Genomic DNA, 20304 nt, shown 5'->3' on the forward strand with positions numbered 1-20304 from the left:
TCGTCGATGGGGATCAGCTGTTGCTGACGCTGCCGCCCCATTCGAGGAACTTCATCTTGTGCACTTCACCCTGGCTGTCCTCGTAGACCAGCACCACGGGCACGACGCCGGATTTGCTGGTGTTGTCGGTGCGGTAGATGACTTTCTGCACGTCCACGTTCATGCCGTAGTGGTATTCGACGGCGGTCAGTTCGGCGCCCGGCTCGCGGCTTTCGGCGGCGAAGACGGCGGGGGCCAGGCTGGAGAGGACGGCGGTGACGGCGGCTGCGATTTTCATGCTGATCTTTCCTCGATTGGGCGGTTGGAAAGCCTCAACTGAAACCCGGTGCGCGATGGCTACCTGCTACGGGTTTGGGTTGCTGCTTTGTACGGGGCCTATATGACCACCACCGTTTTCATCGCGGAAATTGATGGTTGTTGTAGTCGAGATCATCGGTATCGATAGTGGGTTCGTCGTGGCGAAACCCACGGGGGCAGCGTGTTTGGGGTGGCCATCGCGGCCCCGTTCATCACCGCTGGTGGATGGGTGAAGCGGCATCCACCCTACGTGTGCGCCGCCTCGGGGTCGCCCGTGACGTAGGGTGGAGGTCGCTCTTTACCTCCACCGTGCGGAGGTCGGGTCAGTGCTCGGGCTGCGTTTAGTCCACCCCGACGAAGCCGCCGGTCTGGTGGTGCCAGAGGCGGGCGTAGAGGCCGCGCTGGGCGAGGAGCTCGGCGTGGCTGCCGCTTTCCACCACGCGGCCCTGGTCGAGCACCACCAGGCGGTCCATGCGGGCGATGGTGGAGAGGCGGTGGGCGATGGCGATCACGGTCTTGCCCTGCATGAGGGTTTCCAGGCTTTCCTGGATCGCCGCCTCCACCTCCGAGTCCAGCGCCGAGGTGGCTTCGTCGAGGATCAGGATCGGCGCGTCCTTGAGCAGCACGCGGGCGATGGCGATGCGCTGGCGCTGGCCACCGGAGAGCTTGACGCCGCGCTCGCCGACATGGGCGTCGAAGCCGGTGCGGCCCTGGGCGTCGGAGAGGTAGGGGATGAACTCCGCCGCGCGGGCCTTGCGCACCGCTTCCCAGAGTTCCTCGTCAGTGGCGCCGGGCTTGCCGTAGAGCAGGTTGTCGCGGATCGAACGGTGCAGCAGGGAGGTGTCCTGGGTGACCATGCCGATCTGCTCGCGCAGGCTTTCCTGGGTGATGTGGGCGATGTCCTGGCCATCCACCAGGATGCGCCCGCTGTCCAGGTCGTAGAGGCGCAGCAGCAGGTTGACCAGGGTGGACTTGCCGGCGCCCGAGGGGCCGACCAGGCCGATCTTCTCGCCGGGGCGGACCTCCAGGTCGAGCCCCTCGAACACCGTGCGGCCCTTGCCGTAGTGGAAGCCGATGTGCTCGAAACGCACTTCGCCGCGCGGCACCTGCAGCGGCTTGGCGTCGTCCTGGTCCTGGACCGCGCGCGGCTGGGAGATGGTCTGCATGCCGTCCTGCACCTGGCCGATGTTCTCGAAGATGCCGCTGACCACCCACATGATCCAGCCGGACATGTTGTTGATGCGGATGACCAGGCTGGTGGCCAGCGCGATGGCGCCGACGGTGATGATGTCCTGGGTCCAGAGCCACAGGGCGAAGCCGGTGGTGCCGACGATCAGCACGCTGGAGAGGGTGGTGATGACCACGTCCATGCCGGTGACCATGCGGTTGGTCTGCTGCACGCGGTGCACCTGCTCGCTGAGGGCCTCGCGGGCGTACTGCTCCTCCAGGCTGGTGTGGGCGAACAGCTTGAGGGTGGTGATGTTGGTGTAGCCGTCGACGATGCGCCCCATCAGCCGCGAGCGCGAGTCCGAGGCGGCCACCGAGCGCAGCTTGACCCGGGGCACGAAGTACCAGAGCGCGGCGATGTAGCCGGCGATCCACAGCAGCAGCGGGATCATCAGCCGCCAGTCGGCCTCGGCGAACAGCACCAGGGCGCTGACGGCGTAGATCAGCACGTGCCAGATGGCGTCCACCGCCTGCACGGCCGAATCACGCAGGGAGTTGCTGGTCTGCATGATGCGCTGGGCGATGCGCCCGGCGAAGTCGTTCTGGTAGAAGGCCAGGCTCTGCTTGAGCACGTAGCGGTGGTTCTGCCAGCGGATCAGGTTGGTCAGGCTGGGGTTGATGCTCTGGTGCACCAGCAGGTCGTGCAGGCCGTTGAAGACCGGGCGCAGTATCAGCGCCACCACCAGCATCCAGATGAGTTCGGTGGAGTGGTCGGCGAAGAAGGTGTCGGCCGCGCTGTGCTGGGCCAGGTCGATGATGCGGCCGAGGAAGCTGTAGAGGGCGACGTCGATCAGGGCGACGACCAGGCCCACCAGCAGGAGGATCGCGAACACCCCCCAGACCTGGCGCAGGTAGTGGAGGTAGAACTGCACGACGCCACGTGGCGGCATGCTGTCGGGAGCGGGTTTGAAGGTGTCGATCAGGTGTTCGAAGCGGCGAAACATCCTTCGGGTCCTTGTCGCGGGAAGCGGCCCGCCGGGGTGGCGGGCCGCCGGGGTTCAGAGCCGCTTGGCGGAGAGGATCACCACCGGTTGCAGCGGAACGTTCTGGTGCATGCCACGGTTGCCGGTGGGCACGTTGGCGATCTGGTCGACCACCTCGAGGCCGCGCACCACCTTGCCGAACACGGCGTAGCCGAAGCCACGGGCGCCGTGGTCCAGGGCCGGGTTGTCGCGGTGGTTGATGAAGAACTGGCTGGTGGCCGAGTCGGTGGCCTGGGTACGTGCCATGGCGATGGTGCCGCGCACGTTGTGCAGGCCGTTGTCGGCTTCGTTCTTGATCGATGCGCGGGTCTTCTTCTCGTTCATGGACGCGTCCATGCCGCCGCCCTGGATCATGAAGCCCGGGATCACGCGGTGGAACACGGTGCCGTCGTAGAAGCCGGCGTCCACGTAGTCGAGGAAGTTCTTCACGGTGATCGGCGCCTTGGCGTCGTCGAGTTCCAGCTCGATCTCGCCGGCCGAGGTGGTGATCAGCACGTGGGGCTTGTCGGCGGCCATGAGGTTGGCGGTGAACAGCAGGGCGCAGGCCGCGAGGGCGATTTTCTTCAGCATTGTCATCGTTCCTTGTTGGCCTCGACTTCGTCGAGGAAGCCGAGGAGGGTGGCGTTGAAGCGTTGTGGTTGATCCAGCGGTGTAGCGTGGCGGGAGTCTTGGATGACCACCAGGCGCGCGTCGGGCATTTCCCTTACATAGGCCTCCTTCTGCGCGACCGGGGTGTAGTCGCGGTCGGCCGTGATCACCAGCGTAGGACAGGTGATGCGGCCGAGGCGTTCCCGCACGCCCCAGCCGATGATGGCGTCGAGGGAGGCGAGGTAGGCACGCTTGTCGTTCTGCGGCCAGCGTTCTTCCACCTTGCGCCGCAGCTCGGCCTGTTCAGGGCGGGGGAACAGCAGGCGGGCCAGGGCCTTGGCGATGGTGTCCAGGCTCATCAGGCGCGAGAGGGTCCAGCGCCGGGCGATCTCCCAGTAGTCGCGCGGGGTCTTCGGCTTCACCTCGGGCCCGCTGTTGACGATGGTCAGGCTCCTGAGCAGTTCGGGGCGGTCGACGCCGAGCTGGAAGCCGATCATGCCGCCCATGCTGATGCCCACCAGGTGCACGGGCGGCAGTTGCAGGTGTCCGATCAGCGCGGCGACGTCATCGGCGAAGTCGGCGATGGCGTAGGGGCCCTCGGGCTTGTCGGAGCGGCCGTGGCCGCGCACGTCGAGGGCGATCACCCGGTAGCGGGCGGCGAGCACCGGCACCTGGTATTCCCAGTCGCGGGTGCTGGAGCCGAGGCCGTGCACCAGCAGCAGGGGCGCGCCCTGGCCGTATTCCTCGTAGTGCAGCTGGCAGCCGTCGTTGTCGAACCAGGGCATGGCGTCTCTTCCTCAGGCGTTGGGCAGGGGGGCGGCGAAGGGCGCGTTGAGCGGTGCCGAGTCGAAGGTCTTGATCAGCTCGACGAGGATCTGCGAGGCCGGGCCGAGCGCCTTCTCCTTGTTGGCGTAGAGGAAGAAACCGGGGTGCCGGGTGCCGCCCTGGTCCATGGGCAGCGGCTTGAGCAGGCCTTCCTTGAGTTCGCGCTCGATGATGTGGCGTGGCAGCCAGGCGAAGCCCAGGCCGTTGCTGACGAAGTTGGCGGCGGTGGCCAGGCTGCCGACCGTCCAGCGTTGCTCGGCGCCGAGCCAGCCGACATCGCGCGGCTGGGTGCGGCCGGAGTCGCGGATCACCACCTGCAGCTGGGTCTCCAGGTCCTGGAAGGTGACGTCGCGCTGCAGGCGGTGCAGCGGGTGGTCGGGGTGGGCGACGGCGACGAACTCGACGTTGCACAGTTCGGTGCCCAGGTAGCCGGGGATGTTGAGGCCGGTGATGGCGAGGTCGGCGGTGCCTTCGAGCAGCACTTCCTCGACGCCGGACAGCACCTCCTCGCGCAGGCGCACGCGGCAGCCACGGCTCTGCGGCATGAAGGCGGCCAGGGCGCGCAGCAGGCGGGCGGTGGGGTAGGCGGCATCCACGACCAGGCGCACCTCGGCTTCCCAGCCCTGTTCCATGTGGTGGGCGAGCTCCTCCAGCTGGCTGGCGGACTTCACCAGTTGCCGCGAGCGCCGCAGCAGCACCTCGCCGGCCTCGGTGAGCACGGCCTTGCGTCCGTCGATACGCAGCAACGGTACGCCCAGTTGTTCCTGCATGCGGGCCACGGTGTAGCTGACCGACGACTGCGAACGGTGGGTGGCCTCCGCCGCCTGGGCGAAGCCGCCGTGATCGACCACCGCCTGCAGGGTCCGCCACTGATCCAGGGTTACCCGGGGCGCTTTCATGCCTTGCTCCTTCTTCTTGTGTATCGGTCAGGAAACATGCGGCCGTGCCGATGACCTCGCCTGACGCTCTGTGTAAGCTGGCGGTCCCGCGCTGGAGACCTCCAATGAAAAGAACGCTCTGTGCCCTGCTGGCCTGCCTGCCCGTCGCCGCCTTCGCCTACCCCATCGAGGTGGAGAAGCAATACAACGGTAGCGAGATCACCTACACGACCGATGACATCGATCACAACATGGGGTCGATCAACGTCTACAACCTGGGCGAGGCCCGCGCCGAATGCACGGTGCGCTTCACCAACGGCCCGGAGACCCCGAAGATCCGCCGCGCGGTGATCGAGGGTGGCAAGAGCGTCTACCTCACGGCCAAGTTCAACCGCAGCATCATCCGTCTGCGCATCGGCCTTACCTGCAAGCCCGCCTAGGCGAAAACTCCTGAAAGTAAGTCAGCACAAGGCTCAAGCCTAGTGAGGGCTTCTTTATAAATCAATTTTGTCGATTGTTAGTAGCGGATTAATTCGCTTTTTTATCGAATTGTGTCTGGATAACCTGCGCTCCATCGAATCCCCACCCCTACAGATCGATGGAGCAGCAAACATGTCCAACGTCCTCGTGATCGAAAGCAGCGCCCGCCAGCAGGGTTCCATTTCCCGCGACCTGACCCAGGCGTTCCTCGCCCAGTGGAAGGCCGCCCATCCGGCTGACCGGATCACCGTCCGCGACCTGGCCGTGGAGCAGGTGCCGCACCTGGACGCCGACCTGCTCGGTGGCTGGATGAAGCCTGCCGACCAGCACAGCGAAACCGAGAAGGCCGCCCTGGAGCGCTCCAACCGGCTGACCGAGGAGCTGCTGGCTGCCGACGTGCTGGTGCTGGCCGCGCCCATGTACAACTTCGCCATCCCCAGCACCCTGAAGTCCTGGCTGGACCACGTGCTGCGCGCAGGGGTCACCTTCAAGTACACCGAGACCGGCCCCCAGGGCCTGCTCACCGGCAAGCGCGCCTACGTGCTGACCGCCCGCGGCGGCGTCTACGCCGGCGGCCCGTTCGATCACCAGGAGCCCTACCTGCGCCAGGCGCTGGGTTTCATCGGCATCCACGATGTGTCCTTCATCCATGCCGAGGGCATGAACATGGGCGCCGAGTTCCAGGAAAAGGGCATCGCCCAGGCCAAGGCGCTGGTCGCCAAGGTCGCCTGAGGCTTCACCGTTTCACCCGCTCCTTTGTGCATATCCCTTGCCCGGCCCATGGCCGGGCTTTTTTTATGGGCGCTCGCTTCCCGTAGGAGCGAGCTCTGCTCGCGAAGCTGTAGGAGCGAATTCATTCGCGATGCTTTTGCAGGCTGAGCTTCAGCATGGGCTCGGGTTTGGCAGCATGGGTTTCGCGGGGCTCGCGGAACGCCGCCCGACCCATCCTACGGGGGGCTACGGGAGCTGAGAGTGGTGCCGCTTTCAGGCCTGCCGATGCCGGGTTGGTCCCAGCGGGCCCGCCGGCGGGTGGGTAAGCTTTCCCTGGTGGCGGCGAGCGGGTATTTTCGCCGGCTGCAATCAGAGGCCTGCCATGTCTTCGTTCATTTCTCCACGCGTTGCGGTGCGGCCATGAGGCTGTCCGGGCGCGGTGTCGCGCTGTCACTCACCGCATCGGTGCTGTTCGCCCTGATGCCCGGCTATGTGCGCGAGCTGGCACCGCTCGATGGCGTGCAGATCTTCGCCCAGCGGGTGCTCTGGTCGATTCCGGCGGTGTTGCTGCTGGTGGCGCTGATGGGCCAGTGGGCGGTGTTGCGCGATGTACTGGTGCGCATGGGCCGGGAGCCGCTGCTGCTGGCGGCCCTGCCGTTGGCCGCGCTGCTGATCGGGCTGCAGTGGGGGCTGTTCCTCTGGGCGCCGTTGCAGGGGCGGATGCTGGAGGTTTCCCTCGGTTATTTCCTGCTGCCGCTGGTGATGGTGCTCTGTGGGCGCCTTTTCTATAACGAGCGCTTGCGGCCGTTGCAGTTGCTGGCGGTGCTCTGTGCCGTGGCCGGCGTGCTCCACGAGCTGTGGATGACCCGGGCCTTTTCCTGGCTGACCCTGGTCACCGCGCTGGGCTACCCGCCGTATTTCATGCTGCGCCGCTGGATGCGCCTGGACGCGTTGTCCGGCTTCATCCTGGAAATGGCGATGCTGGCGCCGCTGGCGGCCTGGCTGATCATCGTCCACGGACCGGAGGGCGCGTTCGTCCAGGCCCCGCAATTGTGGTGGCTGATTCCCGGGCTGGGCCTGCTGGGCACCCTGGCCTTCGCCGCGATGATGGCTTCCAGCCGGCTGCTGCCGCTGGGGCTGTTCGGCATCCTCAGCTACGTCGAGCCGGTGCTGCTGTTCGCCGTGGCGGTGGCGTTCCTGGGCGAAGCCTTCGACCCGGCGCAGTTCTGGACCTACCTGCCGATCTGGCTGGCGGTGCTGCTGATCGGCTGGGACAGCGCGCAACTGCTGCGCAAGCAGGCGCGCCAGGAGCGTGCGAGCCGCGCCCTCAACTGAGGGCGGCGGCCTGGTGCTCGGCCAGCGCGGCCAGTACCTGATCGCGCAGCAGCGGCGCAAGCTCGGCCGGCGGAGTCGCGCCCGGGGCCAGCCAGGCCAGTTCCTCCAGCTCCGCCGCCGCCGCCACCGGGTGCGGCAGGCGGGCGACGAAGATTTCCGCATCCACCCAGGTATCGGGCTCGTTGGCGGCCGGCGCGCGGAAGCGGCCGAGCGGCTGCAGCGCGCTGGCGTCCATGTGCAGGTCGAGTTCTTCGTGCAGTTCCCGTTGCAGGGCGGCGAGGGCGGACTCGCCCGCTTCGCGCTTGCCGCCGGGCAGCATGAAGGCTCGGGTGCCGCGCTTGCGCACCAGCAGCAGGCGTTGGGAGTCGTCGAGCAGGCAGGCGGCGGAGAGGATCAGGGTGGTCATGTGACGGGGGCTTCCGGCAGCAGTTGGTAATGCAGCTGCACCACGCCGGTGGCGAAACTGCGTTGTTCGTGAAGTTGCAGGCGCCGCTCAAGGCCGGTGGCGAACATCTGGATGCCGGCGCCGAGCAGGTGCGGGATGACGCTGACGATCAGTTCGTCGATCAGGCCCGCCGCATAGCAGGTGCCGGCCAGCGAACCGCCGCCCACCAGCCAGACGCGCTCGCAGCCGGCCTCGGCGAGGTCGGCCAGGGCGTCGGCCGGGGTGCTGTGGGCGATCCGCACCTGCGGCGCCACCGGCTCCAGCTCCGCGCGGGTCAGCACGGTACAGGGCTTGCCGGGATAGGGCCAGGCCCCGCCCATGGCCAGCACCGTCTCGTAGGTGCCGCGCCCCATCAGCAGGCCGTCGACACTGTCGTAGAAGGCGCCATAACCGTGATCGTCACCGGACTGTTCGACCGGTTGCAGCCAGTCGACGCTGCCGTCGGGGCGGGCGATGTAGCCGTCCAGGCTGGCGGCGACGTAGTAGATCAGCGATGCACTCATGCGAAGCCTCCGTGGTGACCAGCCGCGAGGGGCTCGCGGGGGCGGCGACGCCAACGCGGGGCCGCAGGTGTTGGAGTGGAGCACGGGCCCCGGGGTTCAGCATTCGCCGCAACGTCGGGAAGTTGTACTGAGACGCACAGAATTCGGGCGTTCGGGCGCGACAACCGTTAACCTATGCAGCTGTTTTTCAAGCTTTCGATCGAGGTAGCACCCGTGTTCTCCCAATTCGCCCTGCACGAACGTCTGCTCAAGGCCGTGACCGAGCTGAAATTTGCCGAACCGACGCCCGTGCAGCAGGCGGCCATCCCCCCGGCGCTGGAAGGGCGCGACCTGCGCGTCACCGCCCAGACCGGCAGCGGCAAGACCGCGGCGTTCGTGCTGCCCCTGCTCAACCGCCTGATCGGCGAAGCCAAGCCCCGCGAGCGCATCCGCTCGCTGATCCTGCTGCCGACCCGTGAGCTGGCCCAGCAGACGCTGAGGGAAGTCGAGCGCTTCTCGCAGTTCACCTTCATCAAGTCCGGCATCGTCACCGGTGGCGAGGACTTCAAGGTCCAGGCCGCCATGCTGCGCAAGCTGCCCGACGTGCTGGTGAGCACCCCGGGCCGCCTGATCGAACACCTCAATTCCGGCACCGTCGACCTCAAGGAAGTGGAAGTGCTGGTGCTGGACGAAGCCGACCGCATGCTCGACATGGGCTTCGCCGAGGACATGCAGCGCATCACCGCCGAGTGCGCCAACCGCAAGCAGACCCTGCTGTTCTCCGCCACCACCGGGGGGGCGGCGCTGCGCGAGGTGTCGGCCAAGGTGCTGAACGATCCGCTGCACCTGCGCCTCAATGGCGTCGAGCAGCTCAACGAGTCCACCCGCCAGCAGATCATCACCGCCGACGACATCGCCCACAAGGAAGCCCTGGCGCGCTGGCTGCTGGCCAACGAGGACTACCAGAAGGCCATCGTCTTCACCAACACCCGCGCCCAGGCCGACCGTTTCTACGGCCACCTGGTGGCGGCCGGCTACAAGGCCTTCGTGCTCCACGGCGACAAGGACCAGAAGGACCGCAAGCTGGCCATCGACCGCGTGCGCGAGGGCGGCACCAAGGTGCTGGTGGCCACCGACGTGGCAGCCCGTGGCCTGGACATCCAGGGCATGGACCTGGTGATCAACTTCGACATGCCGCGCTCCGGCGACGAGTACGTGCACCGTGTCGGCCGCACCGGCCGTGCCGGTGGCGAGGGCCTGGCCATCTCGCTGATCTGCCACAACGACTGGAACCTCATGTCCAGCGTCGAGCGCTACCTCAAGCAGAGCTTCGAGCGCCGCGTGATCAAGGAGCTCAAGGGCAGCTACAGCGGCCCGAAGAAGGTCAAGGCCTCCGGCAAGGCTGCCGGCGTGAAGAAGAAAAAGACCGACAAGAAGGCGGGCGACAAGAAGGCCTCGGCCAAGCCTGCCGCCAAGCGCAAGCCTTCCGGCCCGCGCCGCGATGAATCCAGGGTGGTCAGCGCCGACGGCCTGGCCCCGCTCAAGCGCAAGAAGCCTGCCGCCGAGTGAGCCATCCGTTAGCGCGCGGCCTGTCGCTCGCGGCGCTGCCGTGGCTGGCCACCGCCGAGGCCCAGGTGTATCGCTGCACCCGGGCCGACGGCACGGTGGAGTTCACCGACCGCGGCTGCGGCACCCTGGAGCCTTCCCGCTCGGGCGGGTCGATCGACGGGCTGCCTTCCCTGCACGCCCTTCTCGACGCCGCTCCAGCGTTGCTGCCCCACGGGCTCACGCCCTGGCAACTGCTGGCGCTGATCTACCTGGCGATGAGCCTGGTCTGCTTCATCGCCTACTGGCGCGACAAGCGCTCCGCGGTCGCCGGTGCCCAGCGCACGCCGGAGTCGCGCCTGCACCTCTACGAGCTGCTCGGTGGCTGGCCGGGCGGGTTGCTGGCGCAGCGGCTGATCCGTCACAAGAATCGCAAGCTGCCCTACCAGGTGAAGTTCTGGTCGATCGTCGTCCTGCACCTGGGCGTGCTCGGGTGGTGGCTGCTGGGGCGCTGAACCCCCGACTGCGCCGCTGCGAGGATGGTCGGCGTCGGAAATGGTCCGCTCGTGCTTGCGAAGGTTTGCTAGGGTCGATGAGCTGGAGCGAGGCTGCTCCCCATACGCTCATCCACCGCAGGGAACCCCGACACGATGAAGCTCACCCAGACGATTCTCGCCGCCGCGCTGTGCCTGGGCCTGGCCGGCACCACCCTCGCCACCGAACTCAAGCACTGGCCGGCGCCCGCCGCCAAGCAGCTCGATGCGCTGATCGCGGCCAACGCCAACAAGGGCGCCTACGCGGTCTTCGACATGGACAACACCAGCTACCGCTACGACCTGGAGGAGTCGCTGCTGCCGTTCCTCGAGGCCAAGGGCGTGCTGACCCGCGAGAAGCTCGACCCCTCGCTCAAGCTGATCCCGTTCAAGGACGTGAACGGCCACAAGGAAAGCCTCAACAGCTACTACTACCGCCTCTGCGAACTCGACGACCTGGTCTGCTACCCCTGGGTGGCCCAGGTGTTCTCCGGCTTCACCCTGCGCGAGCTGAAGGGCTACGTCGACGAGCTGCTGGCCTCCGGCAAGCCGGTCCCCGCCACCTACTACGAGGGTGACGAGGTTAAGACCATCGAGATCAACCCGCCCAGGCTGTTCACCGGGCAGCAGGAGCTGATGAACAAGCTGCGCGAGAACGGCATCGAGGTGTACATCATGACCGCCGCCCTGGAGGAGCTGGTGCGCATGGTCGCCGCCGATCCCAGGTACGGCTACAACGTCAAGCCGGAGAACGTCATCGGCGTCACCACCCTGCTCAAGGACCGCAAGACCGGCGCGCTGACCACCGCGCGCAAGCAGATCGAGGAAGGCAAGTACGACGAGAAGGCCAACCTCGACCTGGAAGTCACCCCCTACCTGTGGACCCCGGCCACCTGGATGGCGGGCAAGCAGGCGGCGATCCTCACCTATATCGACCAGTGGAAGAAGCCCATCCTGGTCGGCGGCGATACCCCTGACAGCGATGGCTACATGCTCTTCCACGGCACCGACGTGGAGAAGGGCGGCCTGCGCGTCTGGGTCAACCGCAAGGCCAAGTACATGGACCAGATCACCGCCATGCAGAAGAAGAACGCCGAGCAGCAGGCCAAGCTCGGCCTGCCCGTCACCGCCGACCGCAACTGGGTGGTGGTGACGCCCGAGGAAATCCAGTAACCGACCATCCGTGACGGGGCCGCCCCCTGCGCAACCGTATCGCCAGCGGCTATGCTGCGAGCTGTAGCGCAAGGGGGTGGAATGGGCAGATGGCTGCTGGTTGGCGTGTTGTTGCTCGGGCTTCCCTGGCTTGCCATGGGAGAGGAGTTGCGTTTTGGGTTCGGCACGCAGAAGCCGCCCTATATCTACGAGGGCGAGGACCGCGGGCTCGAGCTGGAAATCGTCACGGCTGCCGCCAAGGCGGCCGGCTTCACCCTGCAGTACCACTACCTGCCGATGGAGCGCCTGCACCTGCTGCTGGGCCGTGGCGAGCTGGACGGCATCGCCGCCACCAGTGAGCGCAGCGGCGTCCAGGCGTTCTATTCCGACGTGTACATCCAGTACCACAACTACGCCATCGCCCTGGCCGGCAAGGGTTACCGCATCGATTCCATAGCGGACCTGGGCAAGTACTCGGTCAGTGCCTTCCAGCGGGCGCGCTTCCTGCTGGGCAAGGAGTTCCAGCGCATGGCGGAGAACAACCCGCGCTACCGCGAGGAGGCCCAGCAGATCACCCGCAACCGCCTGCTCTATGCGGGGCGCATCGACGTCGCGATCGGCGACAAGCGCATCATCAACTACCTCAATCGCGAGGTGGTCTCGCAGGTGGATACCAGCCAGCCCATCATCTGGTACGACCTGTTCCCGCCCACCGACTACAAGGTCGGGTTCGTCCACGCCAACCAGCGCGACCGTTTCAACAAGGGCCTGCAGCAGATCCGCGAGAGCGGCGAGTACCGCGCCATCGAGAAGAAATACGAGCGCTACTGAACCGTCCGATCACGGCTGCTTCTGCCGGGCGTCGCTCGCATCACCGGCCTTGTCGACTTCCTGCTTGCGCTGCTCGGTGACATCGCACTCGTCGTCGCCCTCGCGGGAGTCGGTCTTGAGCTTCTCGTGCTTGAGCTCTTCGTTGACCTGCCTGGCCTTCTGCGGGTCGCTATCGGTGGCCTGGTGCACTTCGGCTGCCAGTTGCTCGCGCTTGGCGGTGGCCTCGTCGGCACCGCACGCGGCCAGGGCGGACAAGGGGGCGAGCAGGGCCAGGGTGGCGCTCAATGCCAATAGGCGTTTCATGGTGTCTCCTCCAGGTGCATCGCATTCCTTAGGGTGGAGCGCCTGCGCGCGGCAAAAGTTCAGGCTTCAGCGCACCCGGTCGCGGCTCTGCACGGCCAGATCCAGGGCCTTCTGCATGTCCAGCCGAGCCGAGCGGCCCACGTCCTTGTCGTTCAACTGGTAGTTGCGCTCCGACGGCAGGATGGGCGCGGTGAGGTCTTCGGCATCCATCGGCTCGAAGTCGTAGTCGCCGCCGATGGTCATGGCGCTGCGGCGTAGCAGCATGCGCACCTGCTCGGGCTGCAGGCGCGGGTTGATCGAGAGCATGGCGGCGACGATGCCGGTGACCAGCGGTGTGGCGTAGGAGGTGCCGCAGTGCACCTCGCCCGTCTCGTCTGCGCGGCGGGTCGAGGCGCGGGCGCAGGCGGCGGCGGTGATGTCCACGCGCATGTCGATGTTCGAGGAGTCGCGCTTGACCACGTAGGCGGGGTCGTCGACGCCCACGTCATCGCGCTCGTTGCGCTGGTGCCCGCCCACCACCAGCAACTGGTCGGTGATGAAGGAGGAGGGCAGGCGGTATTCGTCGGTGCCGGAGAAGGAGGCGCCGTTGCCGGCGGAGTTGATCACCAGCACGTCCGGATGTTCCTTGCGCAGCCAGAGGAAGAACTCTTCCAGCAGTTCCTCGTAGCCGCTCATGGCGATGCCCGAGCGCACCAGGGAATCGACTTCGTCGCCCTCGACGTTCTTCGCCCCGACGCGGTGGATGCCCCAGCTCCAGTTGAGGACGCGAACGCCGTCTTCCACCAGGTTCACCGAGGCGGCGACGTTGGCGGTGATACCGGCGTCCGAATTGCGCTCGACTATCACCTCGAAGCCATTGCTGGCCTTGTCCAGCCCGCGCAGGAAACCGGTGTTGCCGCCCTGGTCCCAGCGCGCGGCGAGGATGCCGGCCACGGTGGAGCCATGGTTGTCGGGCTCGTCCGCGTCGCGGGCGTAGAGGCAGGTGCGCGGCAGCCCGCCCTTGCAGCCGCCGAGGTAGTCGGCGAAGTCGGGGGCGTCGAAGTCGACGTTGCGCTCGATCACGCCGATGCGCAGCGGGCGGGTGTCCACCGGCGACTGGCGGGCGGGAATGCGGCGCTGGTAGTAGTTCACCGCGTCCATGAAGCGATTGGCGGCCCACTCGTCCGAGTCCTTGCCGGGCTTCTCCGGCTCCTTGCGCGCTGCTTCGGCTTCCTCGCCCTTTTCCGGAGCCGATTCCTCCACCACCACGGCATCGACGCTGGTCTCGCTGCCGATGCGCAGGATCAGCGCGTCACGCTCGGTGAGGTTCTTCACCGGCAGGCGCAACTGGTAGGTGTTCAGCGGCGGGATGGCGCCCACGACCTGGGCGCCGTACTTGCCGGCCAGGCGCTCGGCTTCCTTGCGGCCGTCGTGGCTTTCCTCGATCAGCAGGCTGATGAGGTCGACGTAGGTGGTCAGCCCGTCCATGTTCTTCGCCACCTCGTCCGGGCGCGCGGGCAGCACATGGCTGTCCCCCCGCGACAGCCACACGGGATTGCTGGCGCGCGGGCCGTCCTGCAGCCAGAGCGGCCCGCTGTCGTGACCCTGTTCAAGGCGCAGCTTCAGGCCGCTCGCACTGCGGGCCACCGCGCCTGGCGGCAGCGGCTTGCCGTCCAGCAACAGTTGCGGCATGGCCTCGCCCAGGCCCCTGACCTTGAGGCACCAGTCCTGCTGCTGACGTTCGAGCAGGTCGCCGCAGCGCTGCAGGCCTTCGAGGCGCAGCGGTTCGTCGGCGCTGGCGAAGGGGCTGGCCAGGGCAAGGAGCAGGGCGGTGAGCGGGTAGCGGTGCAGCGGCATCGGGCGGGCCTCCGTGGCGGTTGTCCTGCTGTTCCGACTGCCCGGCTGCGCTTTTCGTTCAGGCCGACCGTTCGCCCTTCAGGTCGAACCCGGGGCGAGCCGGGGCAGTCGGACTTCACAGGACCCCCTCTTCCCCACGCCTGGAGTGACGCCATGAAAAGCTACGACTGGGAACTCATCGAGCTGCTGCTGCACAAGGTGCAGGAATCGGCCAACGTCAGCTTCGCCCCGCGCGAATACGCCGCCGAACTGGCCGAGCGCCGCCAGGCGGCCGGGCAGCCGGTGGGTGGCACACTGGACCACCTGAAGATGCTCGCGGCGGACTACGAGCGCTTCCTGCTGGAGGGGGGCTATATCGACCATCGACCGGAAAGCGCCGGTGGCAACGGCGAGAACTTCGTCCTGACAGAGCGCGGCAGCCGCCTGCAGGAGCTGATCAACAGCAGCCTGCCGGCCAACCTGCAGTTCCGCGAGCTGCTGGACGAGCAGGGCGAAGCGGCGCTGACGCCCGAGGTGTTCGACGAGTTGGCGGCGAGGGCCGCGCGGGCGTGATTGCGCCGGCGGCGCTGGGCGACCGGGCCCCGGGCTGTCGGGGGCGTCGGGCCTCGCTGCGCTCGGCGCCAACCTACCGGCCTCTGCCTGCCGATCGCATCAATAGTTCGGCGGGGTTTCCGGCAGCACTTCCGGGTCGGGGATGAAGGGCATGGCCCAGGGGGCGAGGTTGCGGCCCTGGTGCACGAGGTCCATCCGTGCCTGCTCCAGTACGCCCGCCAGGCGCACCGGATTGGCGTACTGGGTGCTGCGGATGTGGCCGATATCGAGGACCTTCTGCCCATGCAGGTCCGTCACCGTCAGGCTGAAGCTGTCGTCCTCCTCGTGGGCCAGGGCCTTGCAGCCGTATGGCAGGAAGGCTTCGGTGGCCAGGCGCATGGCGTTGTCCAGGCTGATTGGCGTGGTCATGGCAGTCTCCCGCTGCAGTGCGTTGAGTAAGGTGGACCACGCGGGAGGGGTAGACGGTTCCAGCGGGGTGACGAACTGCAGGCGGCCGATTTGGTGAGTCGCCTGTCCTGCCTGGACAGTGCCCAGTGCGCCCGCGGATTGTTACCCTTCGATGACAAGCGCCGCAGTAGACGGCGCCCCTGTCCACGGAGCCTCGATGAAACGCCTGCTGCTCGCCCTGTCCTGCCTGATCGCCTGCGCCCCCACCACGTTGCTGGCCTGGTCCAACCACTCCCTCGGCACCTGGCTGGCGCTGGCCGACCTCGAGGAGCTTCGCCAGGCGGAGCCTGTGCAGGTGGAGTCGCTGGAGGCGTTCCTCGCCGCCGAGGGCGTGGCGCTGGAGCAGTTGCTGGATGAGCAGGAAGCCTTCGCGCGGGAGAATTTTCCCGATTACCCGGCCCGGCCCGATGACCTGCGCTGGCTGCCCGGCTCCACGGGCGATCGACGCCGTGCGTTCCTCATGGCGCTGCGGGTGAACCCGGAGATCCGCCTGGCCAGCTTCGTCCAGGCCCTGCCGGGGCTGCAGCTGCCGGACCATCGCTTCCTGCCCGCCGAGCAGGTGCTGGTGTTCCGCAAGCTCAACCTGTGGAACGAGTGGCGCTTCATCGCCCTCTCGCCCGGCGAACGCATCGGCCCGCTGGCGGTGCTGGCCAGCGCGGCGGACGAGCCGGACTACGGCCACGACATCAACCTGTTCAGTGACAACCCGGGGGAAGTGGGCGCGCGCTATGGCTTCGGCACCCAGCCCTTCGGCGACGCGCGCTTCGAATACTCTTCCCAGGCGCCGTTCCATATCGGCTACTACCACGAGTCGGCGCTGATCTACCGCGCCGCGCCCTTCCTCGCCCGCACCTACCCGGAGATGCGCGTGCAGCAGTACCTGGGCCTGGCGCGCTTCGCCTTCGAGAGCGGCCACGATTACTGGGGCTATCGCTTCCTCGGCTGGGCGCTGCATTACGTCCAGGACCTGACCCAGCCCTACCATTCCAAGGCACTGCCGGGGGAGACCACCGCGACGCTGATGTGGACGGCGATCAAGGCCGCCCTGGGCGATACGGCCGACAAGGAAGCGGCCATCGAGCGCGTCGCCACCCGCCACACCGAAGTGGAGAAATACCAGGCCGACTGGCTGCGCCGCCTGCTGCGCGAGGGCAGCAACGACAGCCCGCTGCTGGCTGCCTACCGCGACCGCTCGGTGGAGGGCGACTACCCGCCCTTCGACCTGGGCTACCTGCGCAATGTGGTGTCCCTGGAGGCCTATGAGGCTGCCGATGGTTTCGACGAGCGTATCGGCGCCTGGCTGGCCAAGGGGCAGCCGGGGGCGGACTTCAGCCAGGGCAACCAGCTCAAGCCGCCGGCCAGCGACCCCGAGCTGGATGCGGTGCTGGTGCAGCTGATCCGGCATTTCTCCGGGCACAGCCGCAACCTGGTGCGCACCACCCTGCGCAATCCCTGAGCCCTAGAGGCGCACCACATGCCCTTCGTCCGCGGCCACCCGGCCGTGGAACAAGTCTGCGATCAAGCGTTGCGCCGTCGCCATGCCGGCGCCCTCGACCACGCGCAGTGCGGGTGACGAGCCGGCGGTGACCTGTCGGTAGAAGTCCAGCAGCCCGTCGCCGATGTAGGCGCTCACCCGCTCCGGGCCCCATTCGGCGTTGCGCTTGCGGATCTGTACCGGCGCGAAGAAGAACGACGGCGTCGGCCCCACCGGGCAGTCCAGGGCGTTGGCCTCCGGCGTCTGCGCGGAGCCGGCGAAGCAGCTGTGCACCAGGGCGGCGCCGAAATGGCGATGGACCCGTTCGCGCAGCGCCAGGTCGCCGGAAAAGTCCACGTAGAGCGTCGGCTGGGCGTTGTCCAGGGCCTCCAGCTGCGCATAGTCGCGGCTCTCGTCGTAACAGCCCAGGCCCTCGACGAAGGTGCGGTTGCGCGGCGAGGTCAGCGCCACCCGGCGAATGTCCGGCCGCTGGCGGGCCAGGCAGCTGGCGGTGCCATAGGCGGTCTTGCTGGAGGCGCTGGAGATGATCAGCTGGGTTGCGCCGAACAGCGCGTTGTCGTCGAGGAAGTCCGCGAGCATCGCCGATGTGAGGAACAGCGGCTTGAGGAGGATCTGCAACGCCTCGTTCTCCGCCTGGTAGTACGGGTCCCAGCTGCAGCGGGTGTACTGGTTGTAAGCGGAGGTCAGGCTGCGCCGGTGCCCGGCGCCGTCATAGAAACCACGTGGGCTGACCCGTTCGGGCTGCATGCGCAGGTGGCTGGCGATGGGGTAGTAACCGTAGAAGCGTTCGCCGCGCTCTATGCCCTGCACGTTCGAGTCCACCACATCGGCGAAACCCCAGACCGGCATGTGCCCCCAGCCTTGGACGCCGGTGGGGAAGAAATTCCAGTACTGCATGGAGTCGCCGAAGGCGGCGTAGGTGATGTTGTTGGTGGTCAGGGCGCAGAGGTCGATGCGCAGCACCAGCTCGCCTTCGCCGGCGCGCAGGTCGTCCGCGACCTGGTCGATACGGGTTTCGTCGAGGGCATCCTTGCGGGTGAGGAGGCGTGTTATGTTTTCCGGGCTGTTCATTTCAGGCTCCATGCTTCGGTGTCGAAAAGGGGTGTGGATACGCTATCAACGCCCCGCTCCAGGCGGGTTCGGATTCGGAAACCAGCTCCAGTGGAACCCACCAGGCCCCGTAACAAGCCGCTCAAGCGCCCCACCCAGGCCCGTGCCCGCTTCACCGTGGAGGCCATTTACGATGCCTTTGTTCGGATTTGGCGCCAGCGCGGCTGGGAGGGCCTGACCACCCGAGCGGTGGCCCTGGAGACCGGTGTCGCCGTCGGCACGCTCTACGACTATTTCCCCAACAAGGAAGCCTTGCTCTCGGGCTATGTGCGCCACCATGTGGAGCTGTTGCTGCAGCGCCTGGACCGCGAGGTGGTGCTGGCCACCGGGCTCGACTGGCAGACCCGCGTGCGGCGCCTGGTGCGCCTCAGCTGCGACCAGGCGGAGGAGCTGCACCGGCCCTTCTTCGACGCCGCCCTGTTGCTGCTGGAGGATCGCATCGCCGAGCCCAAGCACCACCAGAGGGTGTTCGAGGAGGTGTCCGGCAAGTGGCGCGAGGCGATCGCCGCCTGCGCCGACCTGCCGCGCCTGCCCTCCGCCGAGACTGTCGATGCTCTCTTCACCGCACTCTGGGGCGGCCGTCGCTACAGCCTCACGGCTGGTTTCGACGGCGCCCGGGTCGAGGCCTGGCTGCAACAGATGGAGATGCTCTGTTGCATTCGCCTGGCCCACGTCGAGAGCTGAGCGGCGGCCCCAGGCGCTGGCCCCTGGTGTGTCGGTGGAAGGCCCGGCAGGCGGTATCGCCACGGCCGTCGAACCCCGCGCCGAGCCAAGCGGTCACAGCTGGGGACGACCGAGGAGAGCGGGATGCGGATCAAGCTGATCGAAGGGCTGCAATGGGACATGGCGCCGGGTGGCTCCGGCGGCCTGTGCAACACGCGTGGCGAGAAGGTTCACTTGCGCCAGGGCGATATGGACGGCGCTTGCGGCCCCTACTGCCTGGTCATGGCGATGCTGGCGCGCAACCAGTTGAGCCGGCGCCAGGCCAAGGGGCTGGAGCGGGTGGATTCCCGTACCCGCTACGGGCGCCTGATGGAGGCGTTGAACCGCCACGAGACCCTGGTGCGCGTGGGGACCACCGGGCATGACCTGCTGGCGCTGCTGCAGGAGGTGAACGACAAGGAGCACCGGGTGGTGACCGGCAGCGGGGTGGAGATGGTGCGCCAGGCGCGGGCGCATATCGAACGGGACTTCCCGGTGCTGCTGGGCTTCCATGGCCACAAGGGCAGCGACATCCGCCACTGGTGCCTGGCCATCGGCATGAGCGATGACGCCTTCTTCCTGCTCGACCCGGCCCACGAACTGCAGCCCGGGCTGGGCTGGAACGCGGTGCTCACCAGCCAGGCCCACGGCTCGCGCTTCGGCTACCGCTACATCAACGTCAAGGGCACCTGGGCGGTGACGCTCAAGGAGATGCTGGCGCTGCTCTGAGGCTCAGAACTTCTCGTTCTGGTTCAGGTAGCGCCAATGGCCCGGCTGCAACTTGGCCATGGCCACGCCACCGATGCGGATGCGCTTCATCGATACCACCTTCAGCCCCACCGCTTCGCACATGTGGCGGATCTGCCCCGGCTGGGAGCCCTTGAGGGCGAAGCGCAGGCGGGTTTCGTTCTGCCAGCTGACCTTCATCGGCGGCAGTGCCTGGCCCTTGTAGCTGAGGCCATGGCACAGGCGCTTGAGGCCGTGCTCGATGATCTGCCCGGTGACTTCGACGATGAACTCTTCCTCCACCTTGTTGGCGTGGTCGAGGCGGCGGGTCACGCCCCAGTTCTGGGTGAAGACCATCAGGCCGCTGGCGTCGGTCTCCAGCGGGGTCAGCAGGTTCTGCCGGATGAAGTGTTTCTTCAGCGGGCGCATGCCGGGCTGGTCGGGGCTGAGGTTGTCCGCCACCAGCAGTTGCAGCACCGAGTTGGCGCCCATGCCGATGCCGTAGCCGGCGGGCTTGTTGAGCAGCAGGGTGACCGGCTCCACCGTGGCGGCCACGGCATTGGGCAGCAGCACGACCTGTTCGTCGAGCACCTTGAACTGCGGCTCCTCGACCACCTGGCCGTTCACCGTCACCCAGCCGTTCTCGATATACAGCTCGGCTTCGCGACGGGAGCAGGGCACGAGTTCGGCGAGGCGTTTGGACAGGCGCACGGGTTCGGACATGACGGGGTACCGGAAGAAGGGCGGCCATTGTAACCGCGCAAGCGCCTTGGCGGCGCACCGATGCAGGCGGGCTGCCGAAAGGCATCGGGCCGGAAGAG

General features: G+C 67.3%; 22 protein-coding genes and 1 pseudogene. 11 read left to right on the forward strand and 12 right to left on the reverse strand.

Annotated features, from left to right (window positions below):
- Positions 1-13: 13 nt before the first annotated feature.
- From DMX10_RS08180 to DMX10_RS08200, 5 genes are all read right to left on the reverse strand, one after another.
- A complete protein-coding gene (locus DMX10_RS08180) occupies positions 14-277 on the reverse strand; it encodes a DUF2790 domain-containing protein (protein WP_111260633.1) in 264 nt (87 codons plus the stop codon).
- A gap of 361 nt (positions 278-638) precedes the next feature.
- Entirely contained in the window at positions 639-2468 is a 1830-nt protein-coding gene (locus tag DMX10_RS08185; protein ID WP_111260634.1) for an ABC transporter ATP-binding protein, read from the reverse strand.
- 54 nt (positions 2469-2522) lie between these two features.
- Positions 2523-3077, reverse strand: a complete 555-nt coding sequence (locus DMX10_RS08190) for a peptidylprolyl isomerase (protein ID WP_111260635.1) — start codon at positions 3075-3077, stop codon at positions 2523-2525.
- A 2-nt stretch (positions 3078-3079) separates the two neighbouring features.
- Positions 3080-3880 (reverse strand): alpha/beta fold hydrolase, encoded by an 801-nt coding sequence (locus DMX10_RS08195; protein ID WP_111260636.1) that lies wholly within the window; start codon positions 3878-3880, stop codon positions 3080-3082.
- 12 nt (positions 3881-3892) lie between these two features.
- Positions 3893-4819 carry a LysR family transcriptional regulator gene (locus tag DMX10_RS08200; RefSeq protein ID WP_111260637.1) on the reverse strand — a complete coding sequence of 309 codons (927 nt, stop codon included), beginning with the start codon at positions 4817-4819 and terminating at the stop codon, positions 3893-3895.
- 104 nt (positions 4820-4923) lie between these two features.
- Here DMX10_RS08200 and DMX10_RS08205 point away from each other — a divergent pair, with 104 nt between their 5' ends.
- The 3 genes from DMX10_RS08205 (at position 4924) to rarD (ending at position 7324) form a co-directional block, all read left to right on the forward strand.
- Entirely contained in the window at positions 4924-5238 is a 315-nt protein-coding gene (locus DMX10_RS08205; RefSeq protein ID WP_111260638.1) for a 3-phosphoglycerate kinase, read from the forward strand.
- 172 nt (positions 5239-5410) lie between these two features.
- A complete protein-coding gene (locus DMX10_RS08210; protein WP_111260639.1) occupies positions 5411-6010 on the forward strand; it encodes an FMN-dependent NADH-azoreductase in 600 nt (199 codons plus the stop codon).
- Positions 6011-6409: 399 nt separating this feature from the next.
- The gene (rarD, locus tag DMX10_RS08215) at positions 6410-7324 is read left to right on the forward strand and encodes an EamA family transporter RarD (RefSeq protein WP_111260640.1); all 915 of its coding nucleotides are present in this window, start codon (positions 6410-6412) and stop codon (positions 7322-7324) included.
- Here the strand turns inward: rarD and DMX10_RS08220 are convergent.
- Together DMX10_RS08220 and DMX10_RS08225 are read right to left on the reverse strand one after the other, a co-directional pair.
- The gene (locus DMX10_RS08220; RefSeq protein ID WP_111260641.1) at positions 7317-7730 is read right to left on the reverse strand and encodes an NUDIX domain-containing protein; all 414 of its coding nucleotides are present in this window, start codon (positions 7728-7730) and stop codon (positions 7317-7319) included. The two genes, rarD and DMX10_RS08220, sit on opposite strands and share 8 nt — an antisense overlap.
- The gene (locus DMX10_RS08225) at positions 7727-8272 is read right to left on the reverse strand and encodes a dihydrofolate reductase family protein (protein ID WP_111260642.1); all 546 of its coding nucleotides are present in this window, start codon (positions 8270-8272) and stop codon (positions 7727-7729) included. Before DMX10_RS08225 ends, DMX10_RS08220 begins: the two co-directional genes overlap by 4 nt.
- 213 nt (positions 8273-8485) lie before the next feature.
- Here DMX10_RS08225 and DMX10_RS08230 point away from each other — a divergent pair, with 213 nt between their 5' ends.
- The 4 genes and pseudogenes from DMX10_RS08230 (at position 8486) to DMX10_RS08245 (ending at position 12312) form a co-directional block, all read left to right on the forward strand.
- On the forward strand, positions 8486-9820 hold the full coding sequence (locus DMX10_RS08230; protein WP_111260665.1) for a DEAD/DEAH box helicase: 1335 nt from the start codon (positions 8486-8488) through the stop codon (positions 9818-9820).
- A gap of 212 nt (positions 9821-10032) precedes the next feature.
- Positions 10033-10275: pseudogene (locus DMX10_RS08235) on the forward strand (DUF1294 domain-containing protein); the annotation flags it as partial.
- Between the two features lie 171 nt (positions 10276-10446).
- Complete coding sequence (locus DMX10_RS08240; RefSeq protein ID WP_111260643.1) at positions 10447-11502, forward strand: haloacid dehalogenase-like hydrolase; 1056 nt, start codon at positions 10447-10449, stop codon at positions 11500-11502.
- Positions 11503-11583: 81 nt separating this feature from the next.
- Positions 11584-12312: an ABC transporter substrate-binding protein gene (locus DMX10_RS08245; RefSeq protein WP_111260644.1), complete on the forward strand. Its 729-nt coding sequence runs from the start codon at positions 11584-11586 to the stop codon at positions 12310-12312.
- A 9-nt stretch (positions 12313-12321) separates the two neighbouring features.
- On the opposite strand, the gene DMX10_RS08250 is transcribed toward DMX10_RS08245, so the two are convergent.
- Positions 12322-12615: a hypothetical protein gene (locus tag DMX10_RS08250; RefSeq protein WP_111260645.1), complete on the reverse strand. Its 294-nt coding sequence runs from the start codon at positions 12613-12615 to the stop codon at positions 12322-12324.
- A gap of 66 nt (positions 12616-12681) precedes the next feature.
- Positions 12682-14451: a S8/S53 family peptidase gene (locus DMX10_RS08255; protein WP_111260646.1), complete on the reverse strand. Its 1770-nt coding sequence runs from the start codon at positions 14449-14451 to the stop codon at positions 12682-12684.
- Positions 14452-14604: 153 nt separating this feature from the next.
- Between DMX10_RS08255 and DMX10_RS08260 the strand changes: the two genes are divergently transcribed.
- Complete coding sequence (locus DMX10_RS08260) at positions 14605-15003, forward strand: transcriptional regulator (protein ID WP_111260647.1); 399 nt, start codon at positions 14605-14607, stop codon at positions 15001-15003.
- A gap of 99 nt (positions 15004-15102) precedes the next feature.
- On the opposite strand, the gene DMX10_RS08265 is transcribed toward DMX10_RS08260, so the two are convergent.
- On the reverse strand, positions 15103-15411 hold the full coding sequence (locus DMX10_RS08265; RefSeq protein WP_111260648.1) for a hypothetical protein: 309 nt from the start codon (positions 15409-15411) through the stop codon (positions 15103-15105).
- A 205-nt stretch (positions 15412-15616) separates the two neighbouring features.
- On the opposite strand from DMX10_RS08265, the gene DMX10_RS08270 reads away from it, so the two are divergent.
- Positions 15617-16906, forward strand: a complete 1290-nt coding sequence (locus DMX10_RS08270; RefSeq protein ID WP_371921683.1) for a phospholipase — start codon at positions 15617-15619, stop codon at positions 16904-16906.
- A gap of 3 nt (positions 16907-16909) precedes the next feature.
- On the opposite strand, the gene DMX10_RS08275 is transcribed toward DMX10_RS08270, so the two are convergent.
- A complete protein-coding gene (locus DMX10_RS08275; RefSeq protein ID WP_111260650.1) occupies positions 16910-18016 on the reverse strand; it encodes a DUF2855 family protein in 1107 nt (368 codons plus the stop codon).
- 90 nt (positions 18017-18106) lie between these two features.
- Here DMX10_RS08275 and DMX10_RS08280 point away from each other — a divergent pair, with 90 nt between their 5' ends.
- Both DMX10_RS08280 and DMX10_RS08285 read left to right on the forward strand, forming a co-directional pair.
- The gene (locus tag DMX10_RS08280) at positions 18107-18739 is read left to right on the forward strand and encodes a TetR/AcrR family transcriptional regulator (protein WP_256604776.1); all 633 of its coding nucleotides are present in this window, start codon (positions 18107-18109) and stop codon (positions 18737-18739) included.
- A gap of 123 nt (positions 18740-18862) precedes the next feature.
- Positions 18863-19486 carry a hypothetical protein gene (locus tag DMX10_RS08285; protein ID WP_111260651.1) on the forward strand — a complete coding sequence of 208 codons (624 nt, stop codon included), beginning with the start codon at positions 18863-18865 and terminating at the stop codon, positions 19484-19486.
- Between the two features lie 3 nt (positions 19487-19489).
- On the opposite strand, the gene DMX10_RS08290 is transcribed toward DMX10_RS08285, so the two are convergent.
- Entirely contained in the window at positions 19490-20206 is a 717-nt protein-coding gene (locus DMX10_RS08290) for an rRNA pseudouridine synthase (protein WP_111260652.1), read from the reverse strand.
- Between the last annotated feature and the right edge of the window lie 98 nt (positions 20207-20304).

The sequence above is a fragment of the Pseudomonas sp. 57B-090624 genome (assembly GCF_003234055.1).
Classification (GTDB): domain Bacteria; phylum Pseudomonadota; class Gammaproteobacteria; order Pseudomonadales; family Pseudomonadaceae; genus Metapseudomonas; species Metapseudomonas tohonis.